At 63.5% G+C, this 25,038-nt stretch carries 22 protein-coding genes and 1 other RNA gene; 15 read left to right on the top strand and 8 right to left on the bottom strand.

Going from position 1 to position 25,038, the window contains the following annotated elements:
• Positions 1 to 272 precede the first annotated feature (272 nt).
• Both ACS7SF_RS04020 and ACS7SF_RS04015 read left to right on the top strand, forming a co-directional pair.
• Positions 273 to 1,379 (top strand): purine-nucleoside phosphorylase, encoded by a 1,107-nt coding sequence (locus ACS7SF_RS04020; protein WP_439891788.1) that lies wholly within the window; start codon positions 273 to 275, stop codon positions 1,377 to 1,379.
• Positions 1,376 to 2,425: a purine-nucleoside phosphorylase gene (locus ACS7SF_RS04015; protein WP_439891787.1), complete on the top strand. Its 1,050-nt coding sequence runs from the start codon at positions 1,376 to 1,378 to the stop codon at positions 2,423 to 2,425. The genes ACS7SF_RS04020 and ACS7SF_RS04015 overlap by 4 nt, the downstream gene beginning before the upstream one ends.
• Positions 2,426 to 2,480: 55 nt before the next feature.
• Here the strand turns inward: ACS7SF_RS04015 and ACS7SF_RS04010 are convergent, their stop codons facing one another.
• Positions 2,481 to 2,678, bottom strand: coding sequence for a hypothetical protein (locus ACS7SF_RS04010; protein ID WP_439891786.1), 198 nt, complete (start codon positions 2,676 to 2,678; stop codon positions 2,481 to 2,483).
• On the opposite strand from ACS7SF_RS04010, the gene ACS7SF_RS04005 reads away from it, so the two are divergent.
• Positions 2,670 to 4,790 (top strand): TonB-dependent siderophore receptor, encoded by a 2,121-nt coding sequence (locus ACS7SF_RS04005; protein WP_439891785.1) that lies wholly within the window; start codon positions 2,670 to 2,672, stop codon positions 4,788 to 4,790. The genes ACS7SF_RS04010 and ACS7SF_RS04005 overlap by 9 nt on opposite strands.
• 23 nt (positions 4,791 to 4,813) lie before the next feature.
• Positions 4,814 to 5,506 carry a hypothetical protein gene (locus ACS7SF_RS04000; protein ID WP_439891784.1) on the top strand — a complete coding sequence of 231 codons (693 nt, stop codon included), beginning with the start codon at positions 4,814 to 4,816 and terminating at the stop codon, positions 5,504 to 5,506.
• 273 nt (positions 5,507 to 5,779) lie between these two features.
• Here ACS7SF_RS04000 and ACS7SF_RS03995 read toward each other — a convergent pair whose 3' ends face one another.
• From ACS7SF_RS03995 to ACS7SF_RS03985, 3 genes are all read right to left on the bottom strand, one after another.
• Positions 5,780 to 6,529: a slipin family protein gene (locus ACS7SF_RS03995; protein WP_439891783.1), complete on the bottom strand. Its 750-nt coding sequence runs from the start codon at positions 6,527 to 6,529 to the stop codon at positions 5,780 to 5,782.
• Positions 6,530 to 6,540: 11 nt separating this feature from the next.
• Positions 6,541 to 7,953, bottom strand: a complete 1,413-nt coding sequence (locus ACS7SF_RS03990) for an NfeD family protein (protein WP_439891782.1) — start codon at positions 7,951 to 7,953, stop codon at positions 6,541 to 6,543.
• A 70-nt stretch (positions 7,954 to 8,023) separates the two neighbouring features.
• Positions 8,024 to 8,932 (bottom strand): LysR family transcriptional regulator, encoded by a 909-nt coding sequence (locus tag ACS7SF_RS03985; RefSeq protein ID WP_439891781.1) that lies wholly within the window; start codon positions 8,930 to 8,932, stop codon positions 8,024 to 8,026.
• Positions 8,933 to 9,035: 103 nt separating this feature from the next.
• Between ACS7SF_RS03985 and ACS7SF_RS03980 the strand changes: the two genes are divergently transcribed.
• From ACS7SF_RS03980 to ACS7SF_RS03955, 6 genes are all read left to right on the top strand, one after another.
• Complete coding sequence (locus ACS7SF_RS03980; protein WP_439891780.1) at positions 9,036 to 10,250, top strand: YbfB/YjiJ family MFS transporter; 1,215 nt, start codon at positions 9,036 to 9,038, stop codon at positions 10,248 to 10,250.
• Between the two features lie 75 nt (positions 10,251 to 10,325).
• Positions 10,326 to 11,111: a class II aldolase/adducin family protein gene (locus ACS7SF_RS03975; RefSeq protein WP_439891779.1), complete on the top strand. Its 786-nt coding sequence runs from the start codon at positions 10,326 to 10,328 to the stop codon at positions 11,109 to 11,111.
• Positions 11,112 to 11,125: 14 nt separating this feature from the next.
• Entirely contained in the window at positions 11,126 to 11,314 is a 189-nt protein-coding gene (locus ACS7SF_RS03970; RefSeq protein ID WP_426394343.1) for a 4-oxalocrotonate tautomerase, read from the top strand.
• 44 nt (positions 11,315 to 11,358) lie between these two features.
• A complete protein-coding gene (locus ACS7SF_RS03965; protein ID WP_439891778.1) occupies positions 11,359 to 12,396 on the top strand; it encodes a threonine aldolase family protein in 1,038 nt (345 codons plus the stop codon).
• 26 nt (positions 12,397 to 12,422) lie between these two features.
• A complete protein-coding gene (locus ACS7SF_RS03960) occupies positions 12,423 to 13,004 on the top strand; it encodes an NUDIX domain-containing protein (protein ID WP_439891777.1) in 582 nt (193 codons plus the stop codon).
• A 47-nt stretch (positions 13,005 to 13,051) separates the two neighbouring features.
• A complete protein-coding gene (locus ACS7SF_RS03955) occupies positions 13,052 to 13,279 on the top strand; it encodes a sulfurtransferase TusA family protein (RefSeq protein WP_021195565.1) in 228 nt (75 codons plus the stop codon).
• Between the two features lie 76 nt (positions 13,280 to 13,355).
• Here ACS7SF_RS03955 and ACS7SF_RS03950 read toward each other — a convergent pair whose 3' ends face one another.
• Positions 13,356 to 13,988, bottom strand: a complete 633-nt coding sequence (locus ACS7SF_RS03950; RefSeq protein WP_439891776.1) for a LysE family translocator — start codon at positions 13,986 to 13,988, stop codon at positions 13,356 to 13,358.
• 407 nt (positions 13,989 to 14,395) lie between these two features.
• Here ACS7SF_RS03950 and ACS7SF_RS03945 point away from each other — a divergent pair, with 407 nt between their 5' ends.
• Positions 14,396 to 14,773, top strand: a complete 378-nt coding sequence (locus tag ACS7SF_RS03945) for an RcnB family protein (RefSeq protein ID WP_439891775.1) — start codon at positions 14,396 to 14,398, stop codon at positions 14,771 to 14,773.
• Between the two features lie 189 nt (positions 14,774 to 14,962).
• Positions 14,963 to 15,436: a RidA family protein gene (locus tag ACS7SF_RS03940; RefSeq protein WP_439891774.1), complete on the top strand. Its 474-nt coding sequence runs from the start codon at positions 14,963 to 14,965 to the stop codon at positions 15,434 to 15,436.
• Between the two features lie 34 nt (positions 15,437 to 15,470).
• Here the strand turns inward: ACS7SF_RS03940 and ACS7SF_RS03935 are convergent, their stop codons facing one another.
• Positions 15,471 to 16,379: a LysR substrate-binding domain-containing protein gene (locus ACS7SF_RS03935; protein ID WP_439891773.1), complete on the bottom strand. Its 909-nt coding sequence runs from the start codon at positions 16,377 to 16,379 to the stop codon at positions 15,471 to 15,473.
• 166 nt (positions 16,380 to 16,545) lie between these two features.
• Between ACS7SF_RS03935 and aspA the strand changes: the two genes are divergently transcribed.
• The 3 genes from aspA (at position 16,546) to ACS7SF_RS03920 (ending at position 20,826) form a co-directional block, all read left to right on the top strand.
• Positions 16,546 to 17,979 (top strand): aspartate ammonia-lyase, encoded by a 1,434-nt coding sequence (gene aspA / locus ACS7SF_RS03930; protein ID WP_439891772.1) that lies wholly within the window; start codon positions 16,546 to 16,548, stop codon positions 17,977 to 17,979.
• Positions 17,980 to 18,045: 66 nt separating this feature from the next.
• Complete coding sequence (locus ACS7SF_RS03925; RefSeq protein WP_439891771.1) at positions 18,046 to 19,335, top strand: dicarboxylate/amino acid:cation symporter; 1,290 nt, start codon at positions 18,046 to 18,048, stop codon at positions 19,333 to 19,335.
• 51 nt (positions 19,336 to 19,386) lie between these two features.
• A complete protein-coding gene (locus ACS7SF_RS03920) occupies positions 19,387 to 20,826 on the top strand; it encodes an amino acid racemase (protein ID WP_439891770.1) in 1,440 nt (479 codons plus the stop codon).
• A gap of 66 nt (positions 20,827 to 20,892) precedes the next feature.
• Here the strand turns inward: ACS7SF_RS03920 and ssrA are convergent.
• Together ssrA and ACS7SF_RS03910 are read right to left on the bottom strand one after the other, a co-directional pair.
• Positions 20,893 to 21,249, bottom strand: a transfer-messenger RNA (tmRNA) gene (ssrA, locus tag ACS7SF_RS03915).
• A gap of 32 nt (positions 21,250 to 21,281) precedes the next feature.
• Positions 21,282 to 25,016: a DUF748 domain-containing protein gene (locus tag ACS7SF_RS03910; protein ID WP_439891769.1), complete on the bottom strand. Its 3,735-nt coding sequence runs from the start codon at positions 25,014 to 25,016 to the stop codon at positions 21,282 to 21,284.
• Positions 25,017 to 25,038: the final 22 nt, after the last annotated feature.

Raw genomic sequence — 25,038 nt, 5'->3', positions numbered from 1 at the left:
CCGGCAACGGGGCGCGCGCCGTTTTGTTTTGGGGCTCAACCGGAGGTGCAGCGCACGCGAAGGTGACTTGTATAGGGCGACAAAGCAAGTTGTGGTGCTGATGGAAGGGAGTGGAGGGCGGTTGCGCCATCGCCTATACCGGGGAAACGCAGCCGCTTCTGTCGAGATTGCGTGCCTTCGCGATAACTGGCAGGCAACTTGCATCGGTTGCGCGCGCTGTTCCCCGCAGCGCTGGTGTACCCCTATCCCTATCCCCAAATCCGAGGAGAACCATGAGCGTCCTATCCGAGAAGGTCGACGCTGTGCCGCCCGAGCCATCGGCCTCGCGGCGCAGCAAACGATTGCTACGGGCGATCGCTGCCGGTGTGTTGGTGGCGGCCGGCATTGGCGCGTTGACGCAGCCTGTGGCGCAACTCGCGCCCGAGTCGCACGCGCGCAAGGTGAAGGTGCTGATCATCAGCATGTTTGCGCCCGAGGCGCAGCCGTGGATCGACAAGCTGGGCCTCACGCAGGAGGTACCGGTGCCGGGCCTGTCGATCGACTACCCGAACGTGCATTGCAACGCCAACGACGTCTGCCAACTCACCACCGGCATGGGCAAGGCGAATGCCGCGTCGTCGGTGTCGGCGCTGATCTACAGCGGGCAGTTTGATTTGCAGCGCACGTACTTCCTGGTGGCGGGCATTGCCGGGATCGATCCGTCGCAAGGCACATTGGGCTCGGCCGCGTGGGCGCGCTATCTGGTCGACAGCGACCTCGCCTGGGAGATCGACGCGCGCGAGGTGCCCGCCAACTGGCCGAACGGCTTCATCGGCATCAACACGCAGGGGCCGGGGCAGAAACCGCCGCTGGACTACAAGACGGAAGTCTTCCGCGTGAACGAGGCGCTGTTGCAGAAGGCGCTGGCGCTCTCCAAGGGCGTGGCGCTGGATGACAACGCCACCGCGCGCGCCTATCGCGCCAACTACCCGAGCGCACCGGCCAACCAGCCGCCGTCTGTCGTGCAATGCGACACCGCTGCCGGCAATACGTACTGGCACGGTGCCAAGTTGGGCGAGCGCGAAGCCGCGTGGGTGAAGCTGCTGACCGACGGCCAGGGCACTTACTGCACCACGCAGCAGGAAGACAACGCGACGTTCGAAGCGCTCACACGTGGCGCGAGGACGGGGCTGCTCGACCTGCAACGCGTCGCCGTGCTGCGCACCGCGTCCAACTTCGATCGGCCGTATCCGGGGCAGACGCCGTATGACTCGCTGGTCAACAGCAACTCGGGCGGGTTCGTGCCGTCGCTCAACAACCTCTATCTGGCGGGCGGTCCGCTGGTCAATGAGATCGTCACGCGCTGGAGCGTGTGGAAACACGGAGTGCCTTCGCCATGATCGATTCCCGACTCAAGATGCCCATGCCTCGTTTGCGTATGATCGCCAAGCTATGCGCCGTGGGCGCGGCAGCACTTACCTTGAACAGTTGCGCGTATGACGGCGTGAAGGTCATCGTCATCAACATGTTCCAGGGCGAAGCCCAGCCCTTTATCGACCGTTATGACCTGAAGGAAAAGGTCGCCATCTCTGGTTTGTCGCCCGATGCGCCGAACATGCTGTGCAACTACGACGGCATCTGCCAGATCACCACGGGCATGGGTTACGCGAATGCCGCGTCTACGATTTCCGCGTTGCTCTATCGCAGCAAACTGGATCTGACGCACACCTACTTCGTCATCGCCGGCATTGCAGGCATCGACCCGGGGCAGGGGACGTTGGGGTCGGCGGCGTGGGCACGCTATGCAGTGGACTACGGCCTGTCGCACGAAATTGACGCGCGCGAAATGCCCGCCGGCTGGTCGTACGGCTACTTCGGCATCGGCACCAAGGGCCCGGGCGAGAAGCCGCCGATGGACTACCGCACCGAGGTGTTTCAGCTGAACGAGACGCTGTTGCAGCGCGCCTTTACGTTGTCGAAATCGGCCACGCTGGAAGACAGCCCCGAGGCCGTCGCCTTCCGCAAGAACTACGCATATGCGCCGGCCAACCAGCCGCCCGCCGTCATCCAGTGCGATGTGGCTTCCGCCGATACATGGTGGGCCGGCCGCAACCTTGGCCAGCGCGCGCGTGACTGGGTGAAGACGATGACCGACAACAAGGGCACCTACTGCACCACCGCCCAAGAGGACAACGCCACGCTGGAAGTGCTCACGCGCGGCGCCCGCGCAGGCAAGGTCGATTTCAGCCGCGTGGCGCTGCTGCGTTCGGGTTCCGATTTCGATCGCCCGTACGACGGCCAGACTGCCACCGATGGCTTGATCAACTACGCCCAGCAGGGCGGTTTCGTGCCGGCCACGCACAACCTCGTCAACGCGGCCAAGCCGTTGCTGGACGACATCGTGAACCGCTGGCCGCAATGGAAGCAGGGGGTGCCGGCCAGCTGAGGCCGTCTTCAGGGTTGCTTACATCACATCTTAAAGCCTATAATGCGAATCATTCTCATTTGATGGGCGGCAGCGGGCACTTCGCCTGATCGCTGGCCATCGCTTCTGCCGGGCGAGCCAGCGGGTTTTCACCTGCCAGCCAACGAATCGACGCGCCGCTTGATGTTTCTGCGGCGCGTTTTTCTTTTCTCAGCGCATTGCCGCGCGTCCGGTTTTGCCAATCCTGATCAACCTGTTGTCTGCGATGACTCATCGTCTCGCGGCCCGCGCATTGCCTTGCGCGCTTGCCGCCATTCCGCTTGCCGCTCTGCTCACCGTCCCGACATTGGCGCGCGCCGATGAAGCGCAACCTGCTGCCAACCCTGCCAAGGTCGACCTGGACGAAACCACCGTCACCGCACGCAGCCAGCGCGGCTTTGCGGCTGGCACGGCCGAGGTGGGCGCGTTTCGGGGGATGGCGCTGCGCGACATCCCGGCCACCGTGAACGTGGTCACGCGGGAGGCGCTCGACGCGCAGCAGGACACGTCGCTGTTCGACGCGCTGCGCAACACGGCCAGCGTGACGCGCCAGCAGCTCTCAGGCGAGACGTTCGACAACCTCGCCATTCGCGGCGTGACGATGGAGAACCGCACCAACTTCCGCTTCAACGGCTCGATGCCGATTGCCGCGCTCACGGCCATCCCGCTGGAAGACAAGGAGCGCGTGGAAGTGCTCAAGGGCGTATCGGCGCTGTACTACGGTTACACCACGCCCGGCGGCGTCGTGAACCTCGTCACCAAGCGCGCGGGCAATACGCCCGTCACCACGCTGGGCATGCAGTTCGACAACAACGGTACGGCCATCGCCACCGCCGACGTGGGCCGCCGCTTTGGTGAAGACAACCAGTACGGCATCCGCGTCAACGCAGCGGGCGGCTCGCTGCAATCGCCCACCAGCGGCATCGACGGCACGCGCCAACTGGCTGCTGTGGCACTCGACTGGAAGGTCAACAGCCGTCTGAACCTGAAGGCTGATGTGGAGTACTCACGCAAGGTCATCACCGAGCAATCCGTGGTGACGTTGCCGGCCGCCAGGAACGGGGTGATCACGCTGCCGGCTATGCCTGACCCGAGCAAGCGCATTGCACCCGGCTGGGCCGACTTTGACGGCAACAACACCAACGCTTTGCTGCGTGCCGATTACGCACTGACTGATGCGTGGCTGCTGACGGTGGAGGGCGGCATGTCGGAGACGGCGCGCACGCGGGCATTCTCGGAATTTCGCCTGACCAACCCGGTGACGGGCGCGGGCACGCTATCCGGCCAACGCCAGAGTGGCCGCTGGAATACCAGCCATGTGCGCGCCGACATCAACGGCACCGAGAAGACGGGCTGGATCACGCACGACCTGACCTTTGGCGTAGCGCGATCGGACATGCGGCAAGCGGCGGTGTATTCCGACCGCTTCTCGGGTTCGCAGAACTTGTACAACCCGGTCGACCTCGGCTGGCTGCCCACCACCGGCACCGGCTTTACCGCCGAGCAACGCGCCGTCGACACGGGCATCTACGCGATGGACCGCATGACCCTGTCGGAACACTGGCAAGTGATCGCCGGCCTGCGCTACACGCGCTACACCAGCGAGCAAGCGCCCAATCGCTACGAGGCCAGCAAGACCACGCCGCTGGGCGCGGTCATCTACAAGTTCACGCCCACGTTGTCGGCGTATGCGTCGTACGCACAAGGCCTGGAAGCCGGGGCGCGCGCGCCCAACACCGCTGCCAACGCCAACGTGGCCATGCCGCCCGCATTGAGCGAACAGAAGGAAGTGGGCGTGCGCTACGAAACCCCGGCCGGCACGCAGCTCGCCGCCGCCGTGTACGACATCGACCGCGCAGCAAGCTACACCAACGACGCCAACATCTTCGTGCAGGACGGCCGCGAGCGCATTCGCGGTGTCGAACTGACGGCGCAGGGCCGTGTCACCAAAGACCTGTCGCTGCTGGCCTCGGCCGGCTGGACCGACGCCAAGTTCCGCGGTGTCGGCAACGGCCTCGACGGCAAGACACCAGAGAACACGCCACGCAGCACCGCCAGCCTGTTCGCGGAATACACGCTGCCGATGTTGCGTTCAGTGTCGTTCAACGCTGGCGCCTACTACCTCGGCCCACGCCCGGTGAACGATGCCAACCAAGCCGAGCTCGGCGGCACCACGCTCTTCAGCGCCGGCGTGCGCTACGTCACCCGCATCTCAGGCAAGCGCACCACGCTGCAACTCAACGTCGACAACCTGACCGACAAACGCTACTGGGCCGGCGCGGGCAACAACCGCCTGTCGATGGGCGCCCCGCGCCTCTTCAAGCTCGGCATGAAGATCGACCTGTGATGAAATTCTTGGGAGTGCAACGCATGCAATCGCTGCTTCGTTTCTGTGCCATCGCCTTGCTGGCGCTGGTGTTCACGCAACCGGCAACCGCCGCCGGCAAATCCGTACTGATGGTCGTACGCATGGAAGGCAAGAGCCTGCCCATCGACAAACAGATCGCCACGCATCTCGAATCGCGCGGCTACACGGTCACGCTGTACGACCAATACCAGCCCGCCGAGCGCGCGAAAGACTTTGACCTCGTCGTACTGTCATCCACCGTCCGCTCGCGCGATCTGCTGGGCGCCTACCGCAACGTGCCCGTGCCGCTCATGACGTGGGAAAACGACCTGCTCGATGACCTGGCCATGACCGGCAAGCGCATCGGCACCAACTTCGGCATGGTCGAAAAAGAACACTACCTGTGGATGGTCAACGCACCGCATCCGCTCTCAGGCGGTGTGCCGGCCGGCGTGGCCGTGGGCTATGCGAAGGACGCCCCGATGGGCTGGGGCAAGCCCGGCCTTGGCGCAAACATCATCGCCAGCGTCGCAGGCGACCCGAACAAGGCAACCATCTTCGGCTACGAGAAAGGCGCCACGATGGACTACGAAACGCTAGCCCCCGCACGCCGCGTCTTCTTCTTCCTGGACAACGAAACCTTCCCGAACCTAACGCCGACAGGCCGAAAGTTGTTCGATGCGGCCATCGATTGGGCCGCAGCCGGAGCGAAGTAAACGGAGCAGGGCGCTCCCCCATGCGCCCCGATGGTTTGGCCGTTCCTGCCCTAGATGGCGCCTTGAATTTCTGTTGCAGAGAGGAAGAAGAGTGCAGGCCTGTTTGAGCGAAGCGAGTTGCCTGCACTCCCTCTCTGCGACATAAATTCAAGGGGAAGTCGCCATCTCGGGCGCGCCTTTCTTTGCTTACTTTCTTTGGCAAGACAAAGAAAGTGAGTCAGCCCCGGCAGGGGATGAAACAAGGGATGGACCACTCGCATCTCACCAAGGCAACTAAGTCTTCTTCAACGCCCCAATCACCTCCATCGGCAACGGAAACACAATCGTAGAACTCTTATCCCCCGCAATCTGCGTCAACGTCTGCAGATAGCGAAGCTGAATCGCCTCCGGCTGCTGCGCCAGCATCCGCGCCGCCTCCAGCAGCTTCTCAGAAGCCTGCAGTTCTCCCTCCGCATGAATCACCTTGGCACGCCGCTCACGCTCGGCTTCAGCTTGCCGCGCAATCGCCCGCACCATCGATTCATTCAGATCCACATGCTTGATCTCCACATTCGCAATCTTGATCCCCCAAGGATCCGTCTGAATGTCGAGCACCTTCTGGATATCGAGATTGAGCTTTTCGCGCTCGGCCAGCATTTCATCCAATTCGTGCTTACCGAGAATCGCCCGCAAGGTGGTTTGCGCGAGCTGGCTGGTGGCTTCCAGAAAGTTGGCCACCTGGATGATGGCGCGCTCCGGATCCACCACGCGGAAATACACCACCGCATTCACCTTGACCGACACGTTGTCGTGCGAAATCACATCCTGCGGCGGCACGTCCATCACCACGGTGCGCAGGTCCACGCGCACCATCTGCTGGATAGCCGGCACGATCAGCACCAGCCCCGGCCCCTTCACGCGCCAGAAGCGCCCAAGCAGAAACACCACCCCGCGCTCGTACTCACGCAGCACCCGAAACGACGAGATGACCAGCAGCACGGCCAGAAAGATCAGGCCGCCTGCGCTGAAAAATCCGTAGACCATGTTGTTTCTCCTTATACGGAAGCCGCCACGGGTTCGGCAGGTTCCACCAGCAGCGTCAAGCCATGGCGTGCGATGACGCGAACCTGATCGCCACGCGCCATGCCAGCGTCGCAGCGCACACGCCAGCGTTCACCGTGGATGCGCGCCCAGCCGTCGCTGTCGGCATCGGTGCCCGATGTATCGACGTCGACCACTTCACCCGTCATACCGATGAGCGTGTCGCCGCCCGTGACCATCGGCCGGCGTCGCGCGCGCACCGCCAGGCTGGAGACCGCCAGCACGACGGTCAGGCTCACAAACGCCAGCCCGATGATGAGCGGCAGCGGCACACCAAAGCCGGGCGTTTGCGTATCGATCAGCATCACCGCGCCCAGGATGAACGCGACGATGCCGCCCACACCCAGTGCACCGAACGTCGGCAGAAAGGCCTCGGCCACCATGCAGCCGAGGCCCAGCGCAATCAGCGCCAGCCCCGCGTAGTTGATCGGCAGCATCTGCAGCCCATACAGCGCCACCAGAATGCACATCGCGCCCAGCAGGCCCGGCACCACCATGCCCGGCGTCGAAAACTCGAAGATCAGCGCATACACGCCCACCGTCAGCAGCAACAGCGCGAGGCTCGGGTCCGTAATGACGCCGAGGAAGTGGTTGCGCCAGTCGGGCTCCAACACAAGGGTGGGTGCGCTAGCCGTGTGCAGCGTGACGAGACCGGCAGACGTCCGCAGCGCGCGCCCATCCACTTGCTTGAGCAGGTCGGGGATATCGCTGGCGATGAGGTCGATCACGTGCTGATTGGCGGCTTCCGGAGCGTCCAGGCTGACGGCCTCGCGCACAGCGCGCTCAGCCCAGTCGGCGTTGCGGCCGCGCAGTTGCGCCAAGCCACGGATGTACGCCGCCGCATCGTGCATCTGCTTGCGGGCGAGGGTGTCTTCGTTGCTGGACGATGCTGCCGGGGCACTGGCCGGCTTGGCTGCATCTCCCGGACTTGGCGGACTGGGCGCATGCCCACCGATGCCGATGGACACCGGCGACGCCGCGCCCAGGTTGGTGGCGGGCGCCATCGCGGCAATGTGGCAGGCGTAAAGGATGTACGTACCGGCGCTTGCCGCCCGTGCACCACCCGGCGCCACGTAGCCCGCCACCGGCACCGGTGAGGCAAGGATCGCCTGGATGATCTGCCGCATCGACGCATCCAACCCGCCGGGCGTATCCATCTGCAGCACGACAAGTTGTGCGCCTTGCTCGCGTGCCTGCTGCAACCCATGGACGACATAGGCCGCGCTGGCCGGCCCGATGGCACCGTTGAGCGGCAGCACGACGACCGGCGCGGCTGCCATGGCAAGGCTGCTCCACGCGGCAACGATGATTGCCGCCAGCCCGCCCACCCATTGCCGCATCCACTCTGACACCGTTGACGGTCGCATAGGCGCCTCCGTCGTGCTTGCCGCGCTCTATCAATTAGACCGGCGGCGCGGTCCAAGTGCTTCATTCAGTTTAGGCAGCAATGGCCTCGCCGGAGGGCGTCCTGGCTTCGGTATGCGGCTCGCGCAGCACCTGCAACAGCGCTTGCAGGGCGGGGCCGGCCATGTCGCGGTGCCAGGCCAGCACGGTGTCGACACGGCCCGGTTTGCCGAGCGCGTGCACGCTGATCTCCGGCGCATTGGTGTACAGCTCCAGCACCGAGCGCGGCACCAGCGCCACGCCAATGCCCGCCGCCGCACACGCGATGATCGCGTGGTACGAACCCAGCTCCAGCACGCGCGAGGGCACCACGCCATCGGCAGCGAACCAGTCTTCGATCAATTGCCGATACGCGCAGCCGGGTTCGAAACCGAGCAGGGCGGCGGTTTGCACGTCGGTGGCGCGGCGGATGGGCGGATGCGCACGGTGGGCGATCAGTACCAACTCTTCGGTAAAGGCCGGCAACGTGGTCATTGCTGCGCGCGTGTTGGCCAGGCAGGCGGTTTCGGCAACGAATGCGCAGTCCACCTCGAAATTCGACAGCGCTTGAAGCGACTGGCGCGTCGTCATCGTCACCAGTTCGAGCTGCACGCGCGGCCAGCGCTGGTGCAGCGTGGCCAGCAGGGTGGGCAGGCGACTGGCGGCGGTGCTTTCCATCGAGGCGATGCGCAGGCGCCCGTGCGGCTCGCTCGGCTGCACGGCCTGACGCGCTTCGGCCGCGAGGCGGAGGATGTCGTCGGCGTAGGTCAGCAGCGTCTGGCCGGCGGGTGTCAGCACCATGCGTTTGCTCTCGCGCACGAACAGCTGTACGCCGAGCGAGGCCTCCAGCTGGCGGATGCGCGTCGTCACATTGGACTGCACGCGGTTCAGCTGCTGCGCCGCACGTGTGACGCCGCCTTCGCGCACCACCGTCCGGAAAATCTCGAGCGAGGCCAGATCCATGATGTATCTCGAATGCTAATGGGTTCGTTCAATATAATTCATTTTTCAGGATGAAAGACGCTGCGTACGATGCAGTATCGATGCCGTCATCCCGAGCCCTTCCATGGAGCACACCCTGTCGTCGCCCTCGACCTTTTCCACTGCGCAGCACCAGCGCGTTGCCGCCTGGCGCGTGGCGATCGCGGGCATGGTGGCGCTGTCGGTGGCGATGGGCATCGGCCGTTTTGCCTTTACGCCGATCCTGCCGATGATGCTGCACGACGGCAGCCTGACGCTTGCGCAGGGCAGTTGGCTGGCAACGGGCAATTACCTTGGCTATTTCGTCGGCGCGCTGGCCTGCATGGCGTTGCGCGGCGACGCGGCGCGTTTCATTCGTATTGGTCTGGCAGCGACGGTCTTGCTTACGGCCGGGATGGGCGTGCTGCAAGGCCAGCCGGCGTGGCTGGTGCTGCGTTTTGCAGCCGGCATGATCAGCGCGCTGGTGTTCGTGTTCACCGCGGGCTGGTGTCTGCACAAGCTCACGGAACTCGGGCATGCGGCGCTGGGCGGCATCATCTTTTGCGGGCCGGGGCTGGGGATTGCCATTCCGGGCCTGATGGCCAGCGGCATGGTGGCGCTGGGCTGGCATGCCACGTCGGCGTGGATGGCGTTTGGCGTGCTGTCGGCGCTGCTCTCGGCGGCGGTGTGGCCGACCATCCGGCCAGAAGTGCGTGCGCATGCTGCGCCTGCGGCAGCTACCTCCGGTACGACGCCGGGCCTCGATGTGCCCACCACCACCATCACGCTCGCCTACGGCCTGGCCGGCTTCGGCTACATCATCACCGCGACGTTCCTGCCGGTGATTGCGCGTAAGGTGCTGCCGGCCGGTTCCATCTGGCCCGATCTGTTCTGGCCGATGTTTGGCGCCGGCGTGGCGTTGGGCGCGTTCCTTTCGACGCGGATCAGCCTGGCGCGCGACAACCGGGCACTGCTCGCCACTGCCTATGCCATGCAGGCTGTTGCCGTGACAGTGAGCATCGTCTGGCCGACGGTGGCGGGGCTGGCGCTTTCCAGTACGCTGCTCGGCCTGCCGTTCACGGCGATCACGCTGTTCGCCATGCGCGAGGCGCGTCGCCTGTGGCCGCACGCTGCACCGCGCCTGATGGGCTTGATGACCGCGGCGTACGGCATCGGCCAGATCGTCGGGCCGCCGCTCGCAAACCGGCTGTTTGCGGCCACGGGCGGCTTCAATGCCTCGCTGGCGGTGGCGGCGGTGTCGCTGGTGGTGGGCGTGGCGATCTTTGTCGCCGTCAAGCGCGCTTCCCCCATACGTGCGTGATGGACACCATGTAGCGCGGGTCGCTACACGATTCGGACGCGCGTTCTAGAATGCCTCCTCCATTGGAGGAGCCCCATGTCTTTTGCCCTGCGCCCTGGCGCTGTCATGCCCGGGGGCGAGATCAGCGAGGCCGAACGCGCCGTGCGTGTCGACCTGGCAGCCGCCTATCGACTGGCCGCGCTCAACGGCTGGGATGACCTGATCTACACCCACCTCTCGGCCACCGTTCCTGGTGAGCCCGATCACTTCCTCATCAACGCCTTCGGCTTGTCGTTCGACGAGATCACCGCATCCAACCTCGTGAAGATCAACGGCGCGGGCCAGCTCGTTGGCGATTGGCCCGATGCCGCCGCGCGTCCATCCGTGAACGTCACGGGCTTTGCGCTGCACGCCGCCGTGCACGCGGCGCGGCCGGATGCACATTGCGTGATCCACCTGCACAACACGGCGGGCATTGCTGTGTCGGCACAGAAGCACGGGCTGTTGCCGCTGTCGCAGCATGCGCTGCGCTTTCACAAGCGCATCGCTTATCACGACTACGAGGGCCTCGCCTTTACGCCGGAAGAGGGCACGCGCCTGACCGCATCGCTTGGGGCCCAGTTCGCCATGCTGCTGCGCAACCACGGCACGCTCACCATCGGCCGCACCGTGGCCGAAGCGCACGTGCTGATGGCCACGCTCATCAAGGCGTGCGAAATCCAGATCCAGGCGCTCACGGCCGGTGAGGCGGTTTCACCCGCACCGGATGTGGCCGACCGCGCTGCTGAACAACTCGAAGACGGCGGCGCCATCGAGGGCGTGATGGAGTGGCCAGCCCTGTTGCGCAAACTGGATAAAATCGACGCTTCTTACCGAGACTGACGACCGGAGACCCCATGCCGACTTTCCATATCGAGATGTTCGAAGGCCGTACTGTCGAGCAAAAGAAGAAGCTCGTTGAAGAAGTGACGCGCGTCACTTGCGAAACGCTCGGCTGTGCCCCGGGCGCGGTCGACATCATCATTGCCGAGGTCAAGCGCGAGAACTGGGCCACTGGCGGCGTGCTGTGGTCTGAACAAAAGTAACCTGCGCTCTCAGCCCTCCACTTCATTCCTTCATGCCTGCCGCCATGCAACACTTCGCTTCCGACAACTACGCGGGCTTCTGTCCCGAATCGCTGAAGTACTTCCTGGAAGCCAACGGCAGCGGCCACGAGCCCGCGTATGGCGATGATTCCTGGACGCAGCGCGTGTGCGATCGCATCCGCGACTTGTTCGAGACCGACTGCGAAGTCTTCTTCGTCTTCAACGGTACGGCGGCCAATTCGCTGGCGCTGTCATCGCTGTGCCAGTCGTATCACTCCGTCATCTGCCACGAACTGGCGCATATCGAGACGGACGAGTGCGGCGGCCCCGAATTCTTCTCCAATGGCTCCAAGCTGCTGACCGCCAAGGGCGAAAACGGCAAGCTCACGCCCGATGCGGTGGAAGCGCTGGTGACGCGCCGGTCCGATATCCACTACCCGAAACCGAAGGTCGTCTCGCTCACGCAATCGACGGAAGTGGGCACCGTCTACACGGTGGAAGAGGTGCGCGCGATTGCCGCCATCGCCAAGCGCCGCCAGTTGCGCGTGCATATGGATGGCGCGCGTTTTGCCAACGCGGTGGCATCGCTTGGCGTGCATCCGTCGGAGATCACGTGGCGCGCGGGCGTGGACGTGCTGTGCTTCGGCGGCACGAAGAATGGCTTGCCGGTCGGCGAGGCGGTCGTCTTCTTCGATCGTCGCTTGGCTGAAGACTTTGCCTATCGCGTGAAGCAGGCCGGGCAGTTGGCGTCGAAGATGCGCTTCATCTCCGCACCGTGGCTCGGTTTGCTGGAGGACGATGTGTGGCTGCGAAACGCGCGCCACGGCAACGCGATGGCGCAGTTGCTGCATTCGCGCATTGTCGATGTGCCCGGCGTGCGCATCATGTTCCCGACCGAATCGAATGCCGTGTTTGCGGAGCTGCCGCTGCCTGCCATCGAAGCGCTGCGTGCGCGTGGCTGGAAGTTCTACACGTTCATCGGCGCGGGCGGCTGCCGCCTGATGTGCTCGTGGGACGTGCAGCCCGAGACAGTGGAAGCCTTCGCGGCTGATATCCGCTTGGCTTGCGAACAGGCCGCCTGAATCGCCACCTCACTCAAACCACCACCATGAGCTTCGACTACCGCTTCTGCCCGCAATGCGCCACGCCGCTCGTCGAGCAGCACAACGCCGGCCGCCTGCGCATTGCATGCCCAGCGTCGGACTGCGGCTTCGTCCACTGGAACAACCCGCTGCCTGTGCTGGCGGCGGTGGTCGAATATCGCGGACAGATGTTCCTGGCGCGCAACGCACAGTGGCCCGAAGGCATGTTCGCGCTCGTCACCGGGTTCATGGAGCGCGATGAAACGCCCGAAGAGGGCATCGCACGCGAGCTGAAGGAAGAGACGAACCTCGACGCGCAATCGATCTCGCTGATCGGTGTGTACGAGTTCATCCGCAAGAACGAGCTGATCATCGCATACCACGTGGTGGCGGATGGCGAGATCGCGCTGTCGGAAGAGCTGGTCGAATACCGTCTGAAACCGTTCGACAAGGTGCGCCCGTGGCCTGCAGGCACCGGCTATGCCGTTGCCGATTTCCTGACGGCACGCGGCTTGCCAGTCAGCTACGTCGACATTCGCACCGGCGAACCCGCCGAGCCGCAGCCGCGCCAATGGCAGCCCACGCGGCTCGTTACAATAGCCGAATGATTCACGTGGGCGGCACGCTGCTGCTCACCCGCACCACAGAGGAAGACATGGAGTTCCAGAAGGAAGTTGACGCGCGCGGCCTGAACTGCCCGCTGCCCATCCTGCGCACGAAGAAGGCGCTTGCCGACATGCAGAGCGGCGATGTGTTGAAGATCCTCGCCACCGACCCGGGCGCTACGCGCGACTTCCAGGCGTTCGCCAAGCAGACTGGTAACGAGCTGCTGGAACACAGCGAGCACGACAAGGTTTTCACCTTCTACATGCGCCGCCGCTGAATCGGCAGCGCGCAAAACAAAACGGGGCGATCCGCTACGGCCGGATCGCCCCGTTTGTTTTGGTGAGCGGCCTCGTTTATTTACGTGCTTCCATCGCCATGCGCAGCGCCAGGCTCGTCAGCACTGTCCCCATCAGATAACGTTGGACCGACAGCCAGCTTGGCTTGCGCGACAGGAACGCGGCAATGCTGCCGGCCGTCGCGGCAATCATCGAGTTGACAGTCACGCTGACGCAGATCTGCGTGATGCCGAGGCATACCGATTGCACCAGAACGCTGCCATGCGAAGGCTCAATGAACTGCGGCAGCAGCGACAGATACAGCACCGCCACCTTCGGATTCAGCATGCTGGTCAGCAAGCCCATCGTATACAGCTTGCGCGGGCTATCCACCGGCAGCTCACGCACCTGGAACGGCGCGCGACCACCCGGGCGCACCGCCTGCCAAGCCAGATACAGCAGATAGATCGCGCCGCCGAAGCGCAGGGCGTCGTAGGCAAATGGCACCGCCATCAGCAGTGCCGTAATGCCGAATGCGGCGCACAGCATGTAGAAGACGAAGCCCGTCGCAATCCCCATCAGCGAGATCAACCCCGCATTGCGCCCCTGGCAGATTGAACGCGAGATCAGATAGATCATGTTCGGGCCGGGCGTAAGCACCATGCCGAGCGCGACCAAGGCAAAGGTGAGCAGGTTGGTGAGGGTAGGCATGGGCTTGGAGCCTGCAAGCGAGAGGAAGAGCTTGCAGGCTAGCACCTGAGATGAATTGGCCGACAGGTACAGAAACAGAAAAATCTAGGGGATTCTGTATTGGTCATCCGCGTGAACACGGTCGAGACCGGGCGGCATTGTGTTGCTCGCTCCAATGCTGAGGATGTTTTCGCGGTGGACGTCAAGTTTCAGTAGGGTTGACCTGGCGGAATACGCTAGCCGCGCGAGTGCGCTCCACGCGATTTTTTTGATGTGCGTTGAAACACTCGCGCTGGACCTACTACCGAGTGGCGCACGGAAATCTGTCGTTACATCCTTAACTGCATTGGTCACAGCCTTGGTGGGGCGTTCAGCCTAGACTGCAAGCGAGGTCCGGCATTGACCGGACGTTTCCTGGGAGCACATCCATGCAGAAAGCCAAGATCCTGACCTCCTTGCTTCTGGCGGCCTCGGCACTGGCGCCCCTGGCGAGCCACGCGCAAGACCGCGACCGTGACTATCGCGGAGACCGCGATCACCGTTATGAACAACGCGACCGAGGCGACCGCGATCGCCGCGACGAGCGCATTGACATCGACCGTCGCGCCGATCGTATGGCATATCACCGCTGGAACCGCGGCGAACGCATTCCGCCGGAATACCGCGATCGCCAATACGTGATTGACGATTGGCGCGAGCACCGTCTCGCACCGCCACCGCGCGGTTACCACTGGGTAGGCGTGGGTGGCGACTACTACCTCGTCCGTCCAGACGGCTTCGTTTTCAACGTGACGATCGGTGGATAGCACGCCCGCCGTTGCACCCGAACGACAACCCGCGATTGCGTAAGCGTCGCGGGTTTTTTCTATCGTCAGTTTCGCCGATGGCCTTTCCGGTGCGGCTTCCTAGTATGGCCAAGAGGGTTGTGCCGCTCGATCGTCCGGCTCGTGATGCCGCCAGGCGGGTGGAATTCCACGTCACGATAGGAGGCAATCATGCTCGGACGTTTGGCCATCGGCGCGCTTGTCTGCCTGGGCGCATTCATGCCAGTCTCGACCCACGCGCAGGACGCAAAGCGTGTGGCTGCCCCGATTGAATACATCCATGCGGAAGGCCAGTTCGCGATTCCCGTGCCGCTGTCCCCGGCAGTCAAGGTGGGCAATCTGATTTTCGTATCGGGAATCCCGGCTTACGACAAGAACGGCAAGCTGGCCGTCAATGATTTTCCTGCGCAGATGAAGCAGGTGATGGACAGCATCACCGGCATTCTGCAAGCGGCTGGCGTCGGCTGGAACCGTGTCGTCAAAGTGAACGTCTTCATCACCCGGCGTGAAGACTTCAAAGAGATGAACCGCATCTACGCAAGCTACTTCCCCGACGGCAAATTTCCTGCCCGGACCACGGCCGTGACCGCATTGCCGAATCCGGATTTCATGCTGGAGATTGAATGCATTGCCGTGCAGGAGTAGGGGTGCGCCGATGCAAGGTTCACCCCAGCACCCCCTAGCCCGACACCGCCTCCTCCAATGACGCCCACAAGTCCTGCATGGTCGGGTTCGTATTGGATACCGCGCGATACGAGCGAATCTCCAGCTGCGCGCTCCATTCGTCGCCACCCGCGCGCACGAGCCGACCGGCATCGATCTCGTCGCGAACCGCGCTGAAGGGCAGCCACGCCACGCCGTAGCCCTCCACGACCATCTTCATCAGTAGCATGGCCATGTCGGCTTCGTAGCAGCAGCGCAGGTGGTAGGGGCGATCCGCGCTGTTCAGGATCATGTCGACCACCCGGCCCATGAAGGTCGTGGCGGTGTAGGCGAGATACGGCAGCGGTGCGCTGGCCTTGCCAGGCAGGGCGAACAGCGGTGCGCCACGCGGGTCGGGCGCGGAGACGGGGATGAAGTCTTCCTGGCCCAGCGTCAGGCTCACAAACTTGTCGCGGTCCAGCAGGATCGGCACTAGCGGATGGTGGTAGCCGATCATCAGATCGCAACTGCCCTCGGCCAGTGCGATCACCGCGTCATGCACGTTGGCAGCCACCACGCGCGCGTTGAAGTCGCCAGTTCGCTGATGAAATTGCTGGAGCCACTTCGGCAGGAACGTGAGCGAGAGCGTGTGCCCGGCCGCAATCTGGATCGAGCGCCCCGGCATCTTGGCTTCGAGCCGCAAGTGCGAGCGCAGGTCCGTCAGCGCTTCAACCGATTCCTTGCTCTGCTCGCAGAACCGCTTGCCGGCTGGTGTGAGTTCGATCGGGTAGGTGCCGCGATCCACCAGCTCCACGCCCACCCATTCCTCCAGCGATTTCACCCGGCGGGACAACGCCGACTGCGTGACGAAGCGCAATTCCGACGCCCTGGAAAAGCTACGCGTCTGCTCGATGGCGAGGAGGTCTTCAATCCACTTGAGTTGCATAAAAATGCTCGAAAAGGCGAAGGAAGCCCCTAGCTTATCGTCGGATCGGGTGCGTTTCCATAACTATGCGAAAGTGGAATAAGTTGATCGCGCATCCTCATCAAGTTATTTGTTTTGCGCTCCTAGAATCCGAAGGCGCCAAGGAGGCGCATGGACGAGGAAGGCGATGGCTATTCAAGAAAAGGTAAAGGGGGCGCGGCGCGAGCACGACCTGTTGGGGTACCGCGAGGTCCCTGCCGAGGCGTACTACGGCATTCACACGCTCAGGGCGTTGGAGAATTTTCCGATTTCGGGAGACCCGATCTCGAAATATCCGGAGCTGATTGTCGCGTTGGCCGACATCAAGGAGGCCGCTGCGCTGGCCAACCACGAGCTTGGCATGTTGGACGATACGCGCTGCCGGGCGATTGTCGCTGCATGCAAGGCTATCCGCGCCGGCCAGCATGCCGACCAGTTTGCGGTCGACCTGATTCAAGGCGGCGCGGGCACATCGACCAACATGAATGCCAACGAGGTTGTGTGCAACAAGGCGTTGGAGCTGCTCGGCCAGGCGCGCGGCGAATACGACGTCTTGCATCCGAACGAACACGTCAACATGAGCCAGTCGACCAACGACGTGTATCCCACGGCGTTGAAGATGGCGACGTATCGCAGTGCCCAGCGCTTGCTTGACCAGATGGCGTTGCTCGAATCGTCATTCGAGCGCAAGTCGGCCGAGTTCCGAAGCTTCCTGAAGGTCGGCCGCACGCAGCTTCAGGACGCGGTGCCCATGACGCTTGGGCAGGAGTTCGGCACGTACGCGGTGATGTTGGGCGAAGACCGTCAACGGCTCGGTGAAGCGCTGCCGCTGATCTGCGAAATCAACCTTGGCGCCACCGCGATTGGCACTGGCATCAACGCGCATCCTGACTATGCGGTGCTGGTGCGCAAGCATCTGTGCGCCGTCAGCGGCTTGCCCTTGCACACCGCGCCCTACCTGATTGAAGCCACGCAAGACTGCGGCGCGTTCGTGCAGCTTTCCGGCGTGCTCAAGCGCATTGCGGTCAAGCTCTCCAAGGTGTGCAACGACCTGCGGCTGCTTTCCAGCGGGCCGCGCGCCGGCCTGGGCGAGATCAACCTGCCGCCCATGCAAGCCGGCTCCAGCATCATGCCCGGCAAGGTCAACCCGGTGATTCCGGAAGTCGTGAACCAGGTGGCGTTCGAGGTCATCGGCAACGACATGACCATCACCATGGCTGCTGAGGCGGGGCAACTGCAGCTCAACGCATTCGAACCGATCATCGCGTACTCGCTGTTCCGCAGCATCAGCCACCTGACGCAGGCCTGCGCCACGCTGGACGAAAAGTGTGTGCGCGGCATCACGGCCAATCAGGACCATATGCGCGACGTGCTGGACCGCTCGATCGTGCTGGTCACGGCGCTCAACCCGTACATCGGCTATGCCAACTCCACGGAAGTCGCGCGCGAGGCGCTGGAGACCGGTCGCAAGGTCGCAGACATCGTGCTCGAGCGCGGCTTGCTTTCCGCCGAAGCGCTGGCGGAAATCCTTCGCCCTGAAGTGCTGACTGCCCCGCGTGCACCCATCCGGTTCAACCAATAACGCTCAACCAATAACACCGGAACGCATCGACATTCCGGGACACATCATCCGTAGGTGGAGGACAACATGAACACAAAGAAACTGACCACGCAGATCGTGGTCGCCATGGTGGCCGGCGTTGCCGTCGGCTGGCTATGCCACACGTTCGCCAAGGACGCGCAGGCAGCGAAGGACATCGCGAGCTATTTCGGCATCGTGACCGACATCTTTCTGCGCATGATCAAGATGATCATTGCGCCGCTGGTCTTCGCCACGCTCGTGGGTGGGCTGGCGAGCATGTCGGACGGCAAGGCGGTGGGGCGCATCGGCCTGAAGGCCATGGTGTGGTTTGTTTCCGCCTCCGCGATTTCGTTGGCGCTGGGCATGCTGCTGGTCAACGTTTTTCAGCCGGGCGCGCATCTGAACCTGGCGCTGCCGGACGTGGCCGCCGCGACCAACCTGAAGACGGGTGATTTCAGCCTGAAGGGCTTCTTCACCCACGTGTTTCCGAAGAGCATCTTCGAGGCGATGGGCAACAACGAGATCCTGCAGATTCTCGTGTTCTCGCTGTTCTTCGGCGCGGCGCTGGCCTACGTCAAGGGCACCGGCAAATCCACCATCGTCAGCTGCATCGAAGAGCTGACCAAAGTGATGTTCCGCATGACCGACTACGTCATGCGCTTTGCCCCGGTGGGCGTGTTTGCCGCCATGGCAGCCTCCATTACCGTTGAAGGCATCGGCGTGCTGGTCAGCTATGGCAAGCTGGTCGGCGAGTTCTACCTGGGTTTGGCCATCCTGTGGGCCATCCTGTTTGGCGTAGGTTACTTGTTCCTCGGCCGGGGCACGGGCCGCTTGGCCAAGCTGATCCGCGAGCCGATCCTACTGGCGTTTTCCACCGCCAGCAGCGAATCCGCCTACCCCAAGACGATTACGGCGCTGGAGCGCTTTGGCGTGTCCAAGCGCGTGTCGAGCTTCGTGCTGCCGCTGGGCTACTCGTTCAACCTGGATGGCTCGATGATGTACCAGGCGTTTGCGGTGATGTTCATTGCGCAGGCCTACAACATCGAACTGAGCCTCACGCAGCAGTTGACCATCCTGCTGGTGCTGATGGTGACGAGCAAGGGCATGGCCGGTGTTGCACGTGCATCGCTGGTGGTCGTGGCGGCTACGCTGCCGATGTTCCATCTGCCGGAAGCGGGCCTGCTGCTCATCATCGGCATCGACCAGTTCTTCGACATGGGCCGCACGGCGACGAACGTGGTCGGCAACAGCATCGCCACTGCGGTGGTCGCCAAGCTGGAGAACGAAACATCGCCCGTGACCGACGTGGATGGAACGCAGGCTGAACCGGCCATCAACCCGGCCCCCATCGTGTAGGCTGAATGAGATCGCGCCAACATCGGCCCGGACAACGCTCCATCCCACAGCATGCAAGACCTCACTTTCGGAATCATCGGCGGCCTCGGCACGCTTGCCGGGGCAGACCTCTTCCTCAAGCTGGTGAAGAGCCGCGCTGTCATGGCGGACCAGGGCCGCTACCACTTTCTGTTCGAGCAGCACCCGTTTCGGGATGTGACGTTGCCGCTCACCCGCGACGCCAGCATGACCGGGCGCAAGCTGTATGTGTTCAAGACCTGCCAGTCCTTCGAGGCGAGGAAGGTCGATGCGGTGCTGATGCCATGCTTTGCCTCCCACACGTTTCGCGAAGAACTGCAGGCGGAACTGTCCGTGCGCATCGTCAACATGATGGATGCGCTGGCACGCACGCTGGACGATGCGCTTCCCCATGGTGACAAGATCGGCGTTCTGGCGTCGGACTATGTCCGCCACGCGCGCCTGTTCGAAAGCCGATGTGGCGAGCGTTTCGAGATCGTGTATCCCACCGAGGTGATGCAATCCAAGCTCATGGACGCCGTGTACGGGGCAGACGGCATTCGCGCGGGCAACACCGAGGGGCTCGGTCTGGAACACGTGCATCAGGCCTGCCAGGAGCTGGTGGAGGCGGGTGCCGCCATGATTGTTCCGGGCATGACCGAGTTGTCGCTGGTGGCCCCCGCGTTGCAACGGCGCGGCATTGCGATCATCGATGTCAACCAGGCCTACGCAGACTACGCAACATCGCTGGTGGATGGGCATGTGGATGTGGCGTTCAAGCTCGGCATCGTGGGGGGCGTGGGGCCGGCCGCCACCGTAGATTTCATGGGCAAGGTCGTCAAGAACACCAAGGCCGCCAAGGACCAGGACCACATCAAGATGGTCGTGGAGCAGAACCCACAGATTCCGGATCGAACCGCGAACCTGCTGCGCCAGGAGGCCGACCCGACTGTCGCGCTGTACGCAACCTGCAAGCGGCTCGAATCCGAGGGTGCCAACGCCATCGCCATCCCGTGCAATACGGCGCATGCGTATGTCGAGCGCATCCAGTCGCATCTCTCGGTACCCATCGTCAACATGCTGACCGAGACAGTGCGGCACATCGTTGGCAAGTACGGGCAGGGCACCAAGGTTGGCCTGCTGGCGACCTCTGGCACGGTGGAAAGCCGCGTGTATCACGATGTGGCTGACGGGCAACTTGAGCTGATTGCGCCTGAGCCGGCGTTCCAGGCGCAGGTGATGGAGGCCATCTACGGTGCGGAGGGTGTGAAGGCAGGTCACACGGAAGGGCGCTGCACCGACCAATTGCGTGCTGCTATCGCGCACTTGCAGCATCGCGGTGCCCAAGTGCAGATTCTCGGCTGCACGGAGCTGCCGCTGATCTTTGCGCAGACGGATGCGTTTCCGGTGGAGGGGGCCACCGTCGCGCTGGTCGATCCGACGGATGTTCTGGCCAAGCGGTGTGTGGCGCTGGCGCAGCCCTCCAGGGGATGACAAGAGGATGAGCAAGAAAAAACCCGCGACGCTTTCGCAGTCGCGGGTTTTTTTGCTTCGGAATGCTGGTGGAGCCGGCGGGAATCGAACCCGCGTCCGCAAGCCCTCCACAGAGAGTTCTACATACTTAGTTCTGTCATTTGATTTAACCGCCGCATCGCGGACGAACACGCTCTACGACGGCGATTCACTAGGTTTTCGTCTCTAGGCCCGTGACTCACCTAAAGCTTATCTGACGTAAATGACCTCGCTGGTCTTGCGACCCTAGCCCGTCAGCGAGCCAGTGCGAGGACGGCGGCCCTTAGGCTGCCAGTGCGTAACGTTCGTCGTTAGCAGTTATTGCATTCCCATTGATTAACGAGGTGACGGGTCCTCGGTATGCCCTCACTGCTTCGCAACCCACGTCGAAACCAGGTCGGCCCCAGTAAAGAAGAGAAGATTATCCCATAGATGGGCTACTTCAGCGAGAAATCAACCCGTGTCGTCTTGCCCTTGTCCTTGATGCCCTCGGCGTTGAGCTTTGGCGCCACCACAAACAGGCGTGCCGGGTCCACACGTTCACCCAGCGCCACATGCACAGCGTTGGCGCGGCGCTGGGCGAGTTCACGCAGGTCTGCATCCGTCACTTGCACGTTGGTCTCCATCAGCTTGCGCATCTCGTCGGGCGGCAGTGTTTTTGCCAGGCCGATCACGTTGCGCGGCTTGGGGAATTTGGCGGCCTTGTAGGCGCGTTCAAGGTACTTGTTCTCCTCTTCGGGCTTGACGGTGGTGTCGGCCTCGGCGGCGTCACCTGCGTCCTTGAGCTTCTGTTCGCGGATCTGGCGGTTTACGGCTTCGCGGCGCAGGCCGTCGCGGTCGAACTCCGGATCGACGCGGCCGACGATGTCGACTTTCAGCGACGGGCGATCCTTCAGCGCCGTGGCGAGCTTGTCGAGCTTGGCGACCGACGCCTGGCTGATGTTGGACGTGCCGGGGTCGAACTCGATGTAGCCGAGTTCTTCGCCGCCACCGCCGAAGGCGCTGGCCAGCAGCGAGAACGGCGCCGTCACCGCACGTGCGATCAGATTGACGAGGGCGCGCAGGATGATGCCGCCGACACTGAACTGCGGATCATCGAGTGAGCCCGACACCGGTACGCGCACGTCGATTTCGCCGCGCGAGTTTTTGAGTAGGGCCACCGCCAGCCGCACCGGCAAGTTGGTCGCGTCCTTGCTCTCCACACGATCGCCGAAGGTGAGCTGGTCGATGAAGATGTGGTTGTCGGCCGTCAGCTTGCCCTGATCGAGCAGGTAGTGCAGATCCATCGTCAGCTTGCCCTTGGTGATCGGGTAGCCGGCGTACTTGGCGGAGTAGGGCGTCAGGTTGGTCAGCTCCACGCCGTCAGCCTTAGCGGTCAGGTCCACAAAGGCCGTGGGCGCGAGCGGGTTGACCTTGCCGTGGATGTCGACCGGCGCCGTGCCGTCGACGCTGCCGCGTAGCGTGACGTCAGCGGGCGGCTGGTTGGCGGCGGTGCTGATCGTGCCGACGTTGCCCCCGATGGCCGTCAGGTTGGCGGTGTAGTTCGGTTTGACGAAGTTGTCGGTGAAGCGGATGTTGCCGTCCTGCAGGGTGATGGCGTCGATGCGCAGATCGGCGCCGCCGGCCTTGGGCACCGGTGGGTTGGAGACAACGGCCGAGGCCGGCGTGCCTGCCGGCGCGGAAGCGGCCACGGGCGCGGCGGCAGGTGTGGAAGCCGATGCCGGTTCAGCCTGCGTCAGCGAACGGCGCTCCTCTTCCGGTTTCACGCGGATGTCCTGCAGGTTCAGGCGACCGTTCGGGTTGATGATGACCCGTGCGTAGAACGTCGAGAGCGCCACTGCGCCCACGCGCACGTGCGGCGTGTTGCCGTCGTAGTTGGCTTGGATGCGGTTGAGCGCGAGCGAGCGCCAGCGCAGAAAGTCGTCTGAGCTCACGCGGTCCTGCAAGCGCACGTTCCCCAGCGTGGCGTTGCCCTGGTAGTTGACCGTCAGCGCCTTGCCCTGATTGAGCACGAGGCGTCCATCCATCGTCAGCAGCGCGCTCGTGATGGCAGCGTTCAACGATTTGTCGAGATACGGATCGAAGCCCGCCAGCGACAGGTTCTGCGAGTTCACCCGCAGGTCGGCCTTGAGCGGTTGCGGTACGACATCGCCACGCACGTCGAGCTTGCCCTTGCTGCCAAGCCCCGCGCTGATCTGCACGTTGACCGGCTTGCCAAGGTCGCTCGAGGCGTTCTGGACGACCACGTTCAACGGCTCGACGCGCACTTTCACCGGATGCGCGTTGGTCTGGTCTTCAAAGCCGACGGCGCTGTTGTCCAGTTTTAGCGTCTGCACGGTCACGGCCCAGGGCTTCTCTGCCGGCACGTTGGTTTTGGCCGGCGGTGCGACGGGTTTGGCCGCAGCCGGTTGAGGGCCGTCGAGCAACGTCAGCGTGGTGGTGCCGTCTTTCTTGCGCAGTGCGTCGAGCTGCAGCCCATCGGCGCGTACTTCATTCAGAGCGATGGTGCGGGTGGCCAAGTCGAAGCTCTTCACGTCAGCGCGCAGCAGTTTGGCGCGCAGCGCGGTGTCCTTGCCGGATGCCGGTGCCATCGATACGTCCGCGAGGGTTGCAGTCAGTGGCTCTGCGCGGACGTTGAACTTGTCCGGGCCGAAGTCGAGCGCGACCTTGCCGTCCGCCGACAGCGCACCGTTCTGCAACTGCGGCGCGCCCGCCTGTCGCAGATAGGGCCCGACGCCAGCCAGCTTCACGCCGTCGAGCTTCAACTCCAGTTCGCCGTTGCTCTTCTCCAGCGACGTGTTGCCTTTGACATTCAACGTGCCACCCTGGGCGAGCTTGGCGCCTACATCAAATGTGGTGGGCGCGCCAAGCGTGCGCACGGCCACGTCGCCGTGGAGGTCTTCCAGCGTCAGATCGGCGGCTGGTTGCGTGGTGGCATCCCGCCAATGGATGCTGCTGTTGGCGAGTTGGAGCTTGCTGACCGCTACGTCGAGCGGCTTCGGCTTTGCGGCGGGTGCCGGCTCGGGTTTGGCGGGTTTGGCTTCAGCCGGTGCGGGTTTGCCGCCCAACTGCGCGAAGTTGATCGCGCCATCGGCGCCACGCGCAGCATCGACGCGCACGCCGTCGAGGGTCAGCGCATCGAGGTGGAAGACGTTGTCGAGCGGGCGCACATCGGCGAGCGTCGCGCGCACTTGCTTGGCGGCGACCAGCGGTGCCTTCTTGGCGTCGGCCACTTCCAGGTTGTCTAGGCCGGCGGTGCCATGCACGCGCAGCACTGGGGCACCGGTCTTGGGTTTCTGGAAGTCGATCGTCAGGTCGGTTGTCAGCTTGCCTTGCGGCACGGTCACCGGCAGCGGGCCGGGCACGTAGCCGAGGTAACGGGGCAACTCCAGGCCGTCGATCTTGATGTTCAGGTTGGATTCCAGCGAATCGGCAAACGGCTTCGTCTTCCCGGCAAAGTGCAACGGTGCGCCGTCAATGCTTGCCGCCAGCAGCGGTTGCACGAAGATGTCCACATCCGCCGGCAGGCTCGCCAGGAAGGGCACGCCAATCTGCAGACCCTCCACCTTGTGCTGTGCGCCGAGCGGTTGGTCGACAAAGTCGATGGCACCGTTGGTGAGCTGCAGGTTGGCGAACACAAAGCGCGCCGGCTCGGTGGACTTCGGCTTGGGCGGGTTCTCCGGCTGGTTCAGCTTGTCGACGATGTCGGAGAAGTTGAAGCGCTGTTCGGCGGTGCGCACGACGTGCACGCGGGGCGCATCGATACGCAGCTCTTCAATGACGGGCGCACGGCGGAAGATCGAACTCCACGACGCATTGACGTGCAGGTGGCCGACATCGACAAACGGCGTTTTGCCGTCGCGCTCTGCAATGTGGAGCTGATCCGCATCCACCCGCAGCGTGTATGGGTTGATGCTGATCTTGCCGACCGACACGGGGCGATCCAGCAACTTGCTGAGTTGCGTTTCCGCCAGATGATGCAGCAACGGCGGCCCACCGAACGCGCCCAGCAGCCCAAACACCACTAGAAAGATCAGCACGCCCAGCCCGATGCGTTTGGTGCGCCGTGAGGTGCCGACCTGTGTTGCCGCTCCACGCACGCGTTCAAGTCGTGTACGCCAGCCGCTGGTGTTCGATGGCAGATCAGGACGCGAATCGGGGGAGGTGCTCATGCTGGTGTCAGTCCGGCCACAG

The sequence above is a fragment of the Ralstonia sp. 25C genome (assembly GCF_051904805.1).
Classification (GTDB): Bacteria; Pseudomonadota; Gammaproteobacteria; order Burkholderiales; family Burkholderiaceae; genus Ralstonia.
Note: the sequence above shows the minus strand (reverse complement) of the source record. Positions and strands in the feature narration are given on the sequence as shown.

Coding starts and splice junctions, on each gene's coding strand:
- ACS7SF_RS04010 (WP_439891786.1), bottom strand. CDS start 2,678: ATGAGTCATCGCAGACAACAGGTTGATCAGGATTGGCAAAACCGGACG.
- ACS7SF_RS03995 (WP_439891783.1), bottom strand. CDS start 6,529: ATGGTCTACGGATTTTTCAGCGCAGGCGGCCTGATCTTTCTGGCCGTG.
- ACS7SF_RS03925 (WP_439891771.1), top strand. CDS start 18,046: ATGAACACAAAGAAACTGACCACGCAGATCGTGGTCGCCATGGTGGCC.
- ACS7SF_RS03910 (WP_439891769.1), bottom strand. CDS start 25,016: ATGAGCACCTCCCCCGATTCGCGTCCTGATCTGCCATCGAACACCAGC.
- ACS7SF_RS03970 (WP_426394343.1), top strand. CDS start 11,126: ATGCCGACTTTCCATATCGAGATGTTCGAAGGCCGTACTGTCGAGCAA.
- ACS7SF_RS04000 (WP_439891784.1), top strand. CDS start 4,814: ATGCAATCGCTGCTTCGTTTCTGTGCCATCGCCTTGCTGGCGCTGGTG.
- ACS7SF_RS03950 (WP_439891776.1), bottom strand. CDS start 13,988: ATGCCTACCCTCACCAACCTGCTCACCTTTGCCTTGGTCGCGCTCGGC.
- ACS7SF_RS03990 (WP_439891782.1), bottom strand. CDS start 7,953: ATGCGACCGTCAACGGTGTCAGAGTGGATGCGGCAATGGGTGGGCGGG.
- ACS7SF_RS03965 (WP_439891778.1), top strand. CDS start 11,359: ATGCAACACTTCGCTTCCGACAACTACGCGGGCTTCTGTCCCGAATCG.
- ACS7SF_RS03945 (WP_439891775.1), top strand. CDS start 14,396: ATGCAGAAAGCCAAGATCCTGACCTCCTTGCTTCTGGCGGCCTCGGCA.
- ACS7SF_RS03980 (WP_439891780.1), top strand. CDS start 9,036: ATGGAGCACACCCTGTCGTCGCCCTCGACCTTTTCCACTGCGCAGCAC.
- aspA (WP_439891772.1), top strand. CDS start 16,546: ATGGCTATTCAAGAAAAGGTAAAGGGGGCGCGGCGCGAGCACGACCTG.
- ACS7SF_RS03955 (WP_021195565.1), top strand. CDS start 13,052: ATGGAGTTCCAGAAGGAAGTTGACGCGCGCGGCCTGAACTGCCCGCTG.
- ACS7SF_RS04020 (WP_439891788.1), top strand. CDS start 273: ATGAGCGTCCTATCCGAGAAGGTCGACGCTGTGCCGCCCGAGCCATCG.
- ACS7SF_RS03940 (WP_439891774.1), top strand. CDS start 14,963: ATGCTCGGACGTTTGGCCATCGGCGCGCTTGTCTGCCTGGGCGCATTC.
- ACS7SF_RS04005 (WP_439891785.1), top strand. CDS start 2,670: ATGACTCATCGTCTCGCGGCCCGCGCATTGCCTTGCGCGCTTGCCGCC.
- ACS7SF_RS04015 (WP_439891787.1), top strand. CDS start 1,376: ATGATCGATTCCCGACTCAAGATGCCCATGCCTCGTTTGCGTATGATC.
- ACS7SF_RS03960 (WP_439891777.1), top strand. CDS start 12,423: ATGAGCTTCGACTACCGCTTCTGCCCGCAATGCGCCACGCCGCTCGTC.
- ACS7SF_RS03935 (WP_439891773.1), bottom strand. CDS start 16,379: ATGCAACTCAAGTGGATTGAAGACCTCCTCGCCATCGAGCAGACGCGT.
- ACS7SF_RS03920 (WP_439891770.1), top strand. CDS start 19,387: ATGCAAGACCTCACTTTCGGAATCATCGGCGGCCTCGGCACGCTTGCC.
- ACS7SF_RS03985 (WP_439891781.1), bottom strand. CDS start 8,932: ATGGATCTGGCCTCGCTCGAGATTTTCCGGACGGTGGTGCGCGAAGGC.
- ACS7SF_RS03975 (WP_439891779.1), top strand. CDS start 10,326: ATGTCTTTTGCCCTGCGCCCTGGCGCTGTCATGCCCGGGGGCGAGATC.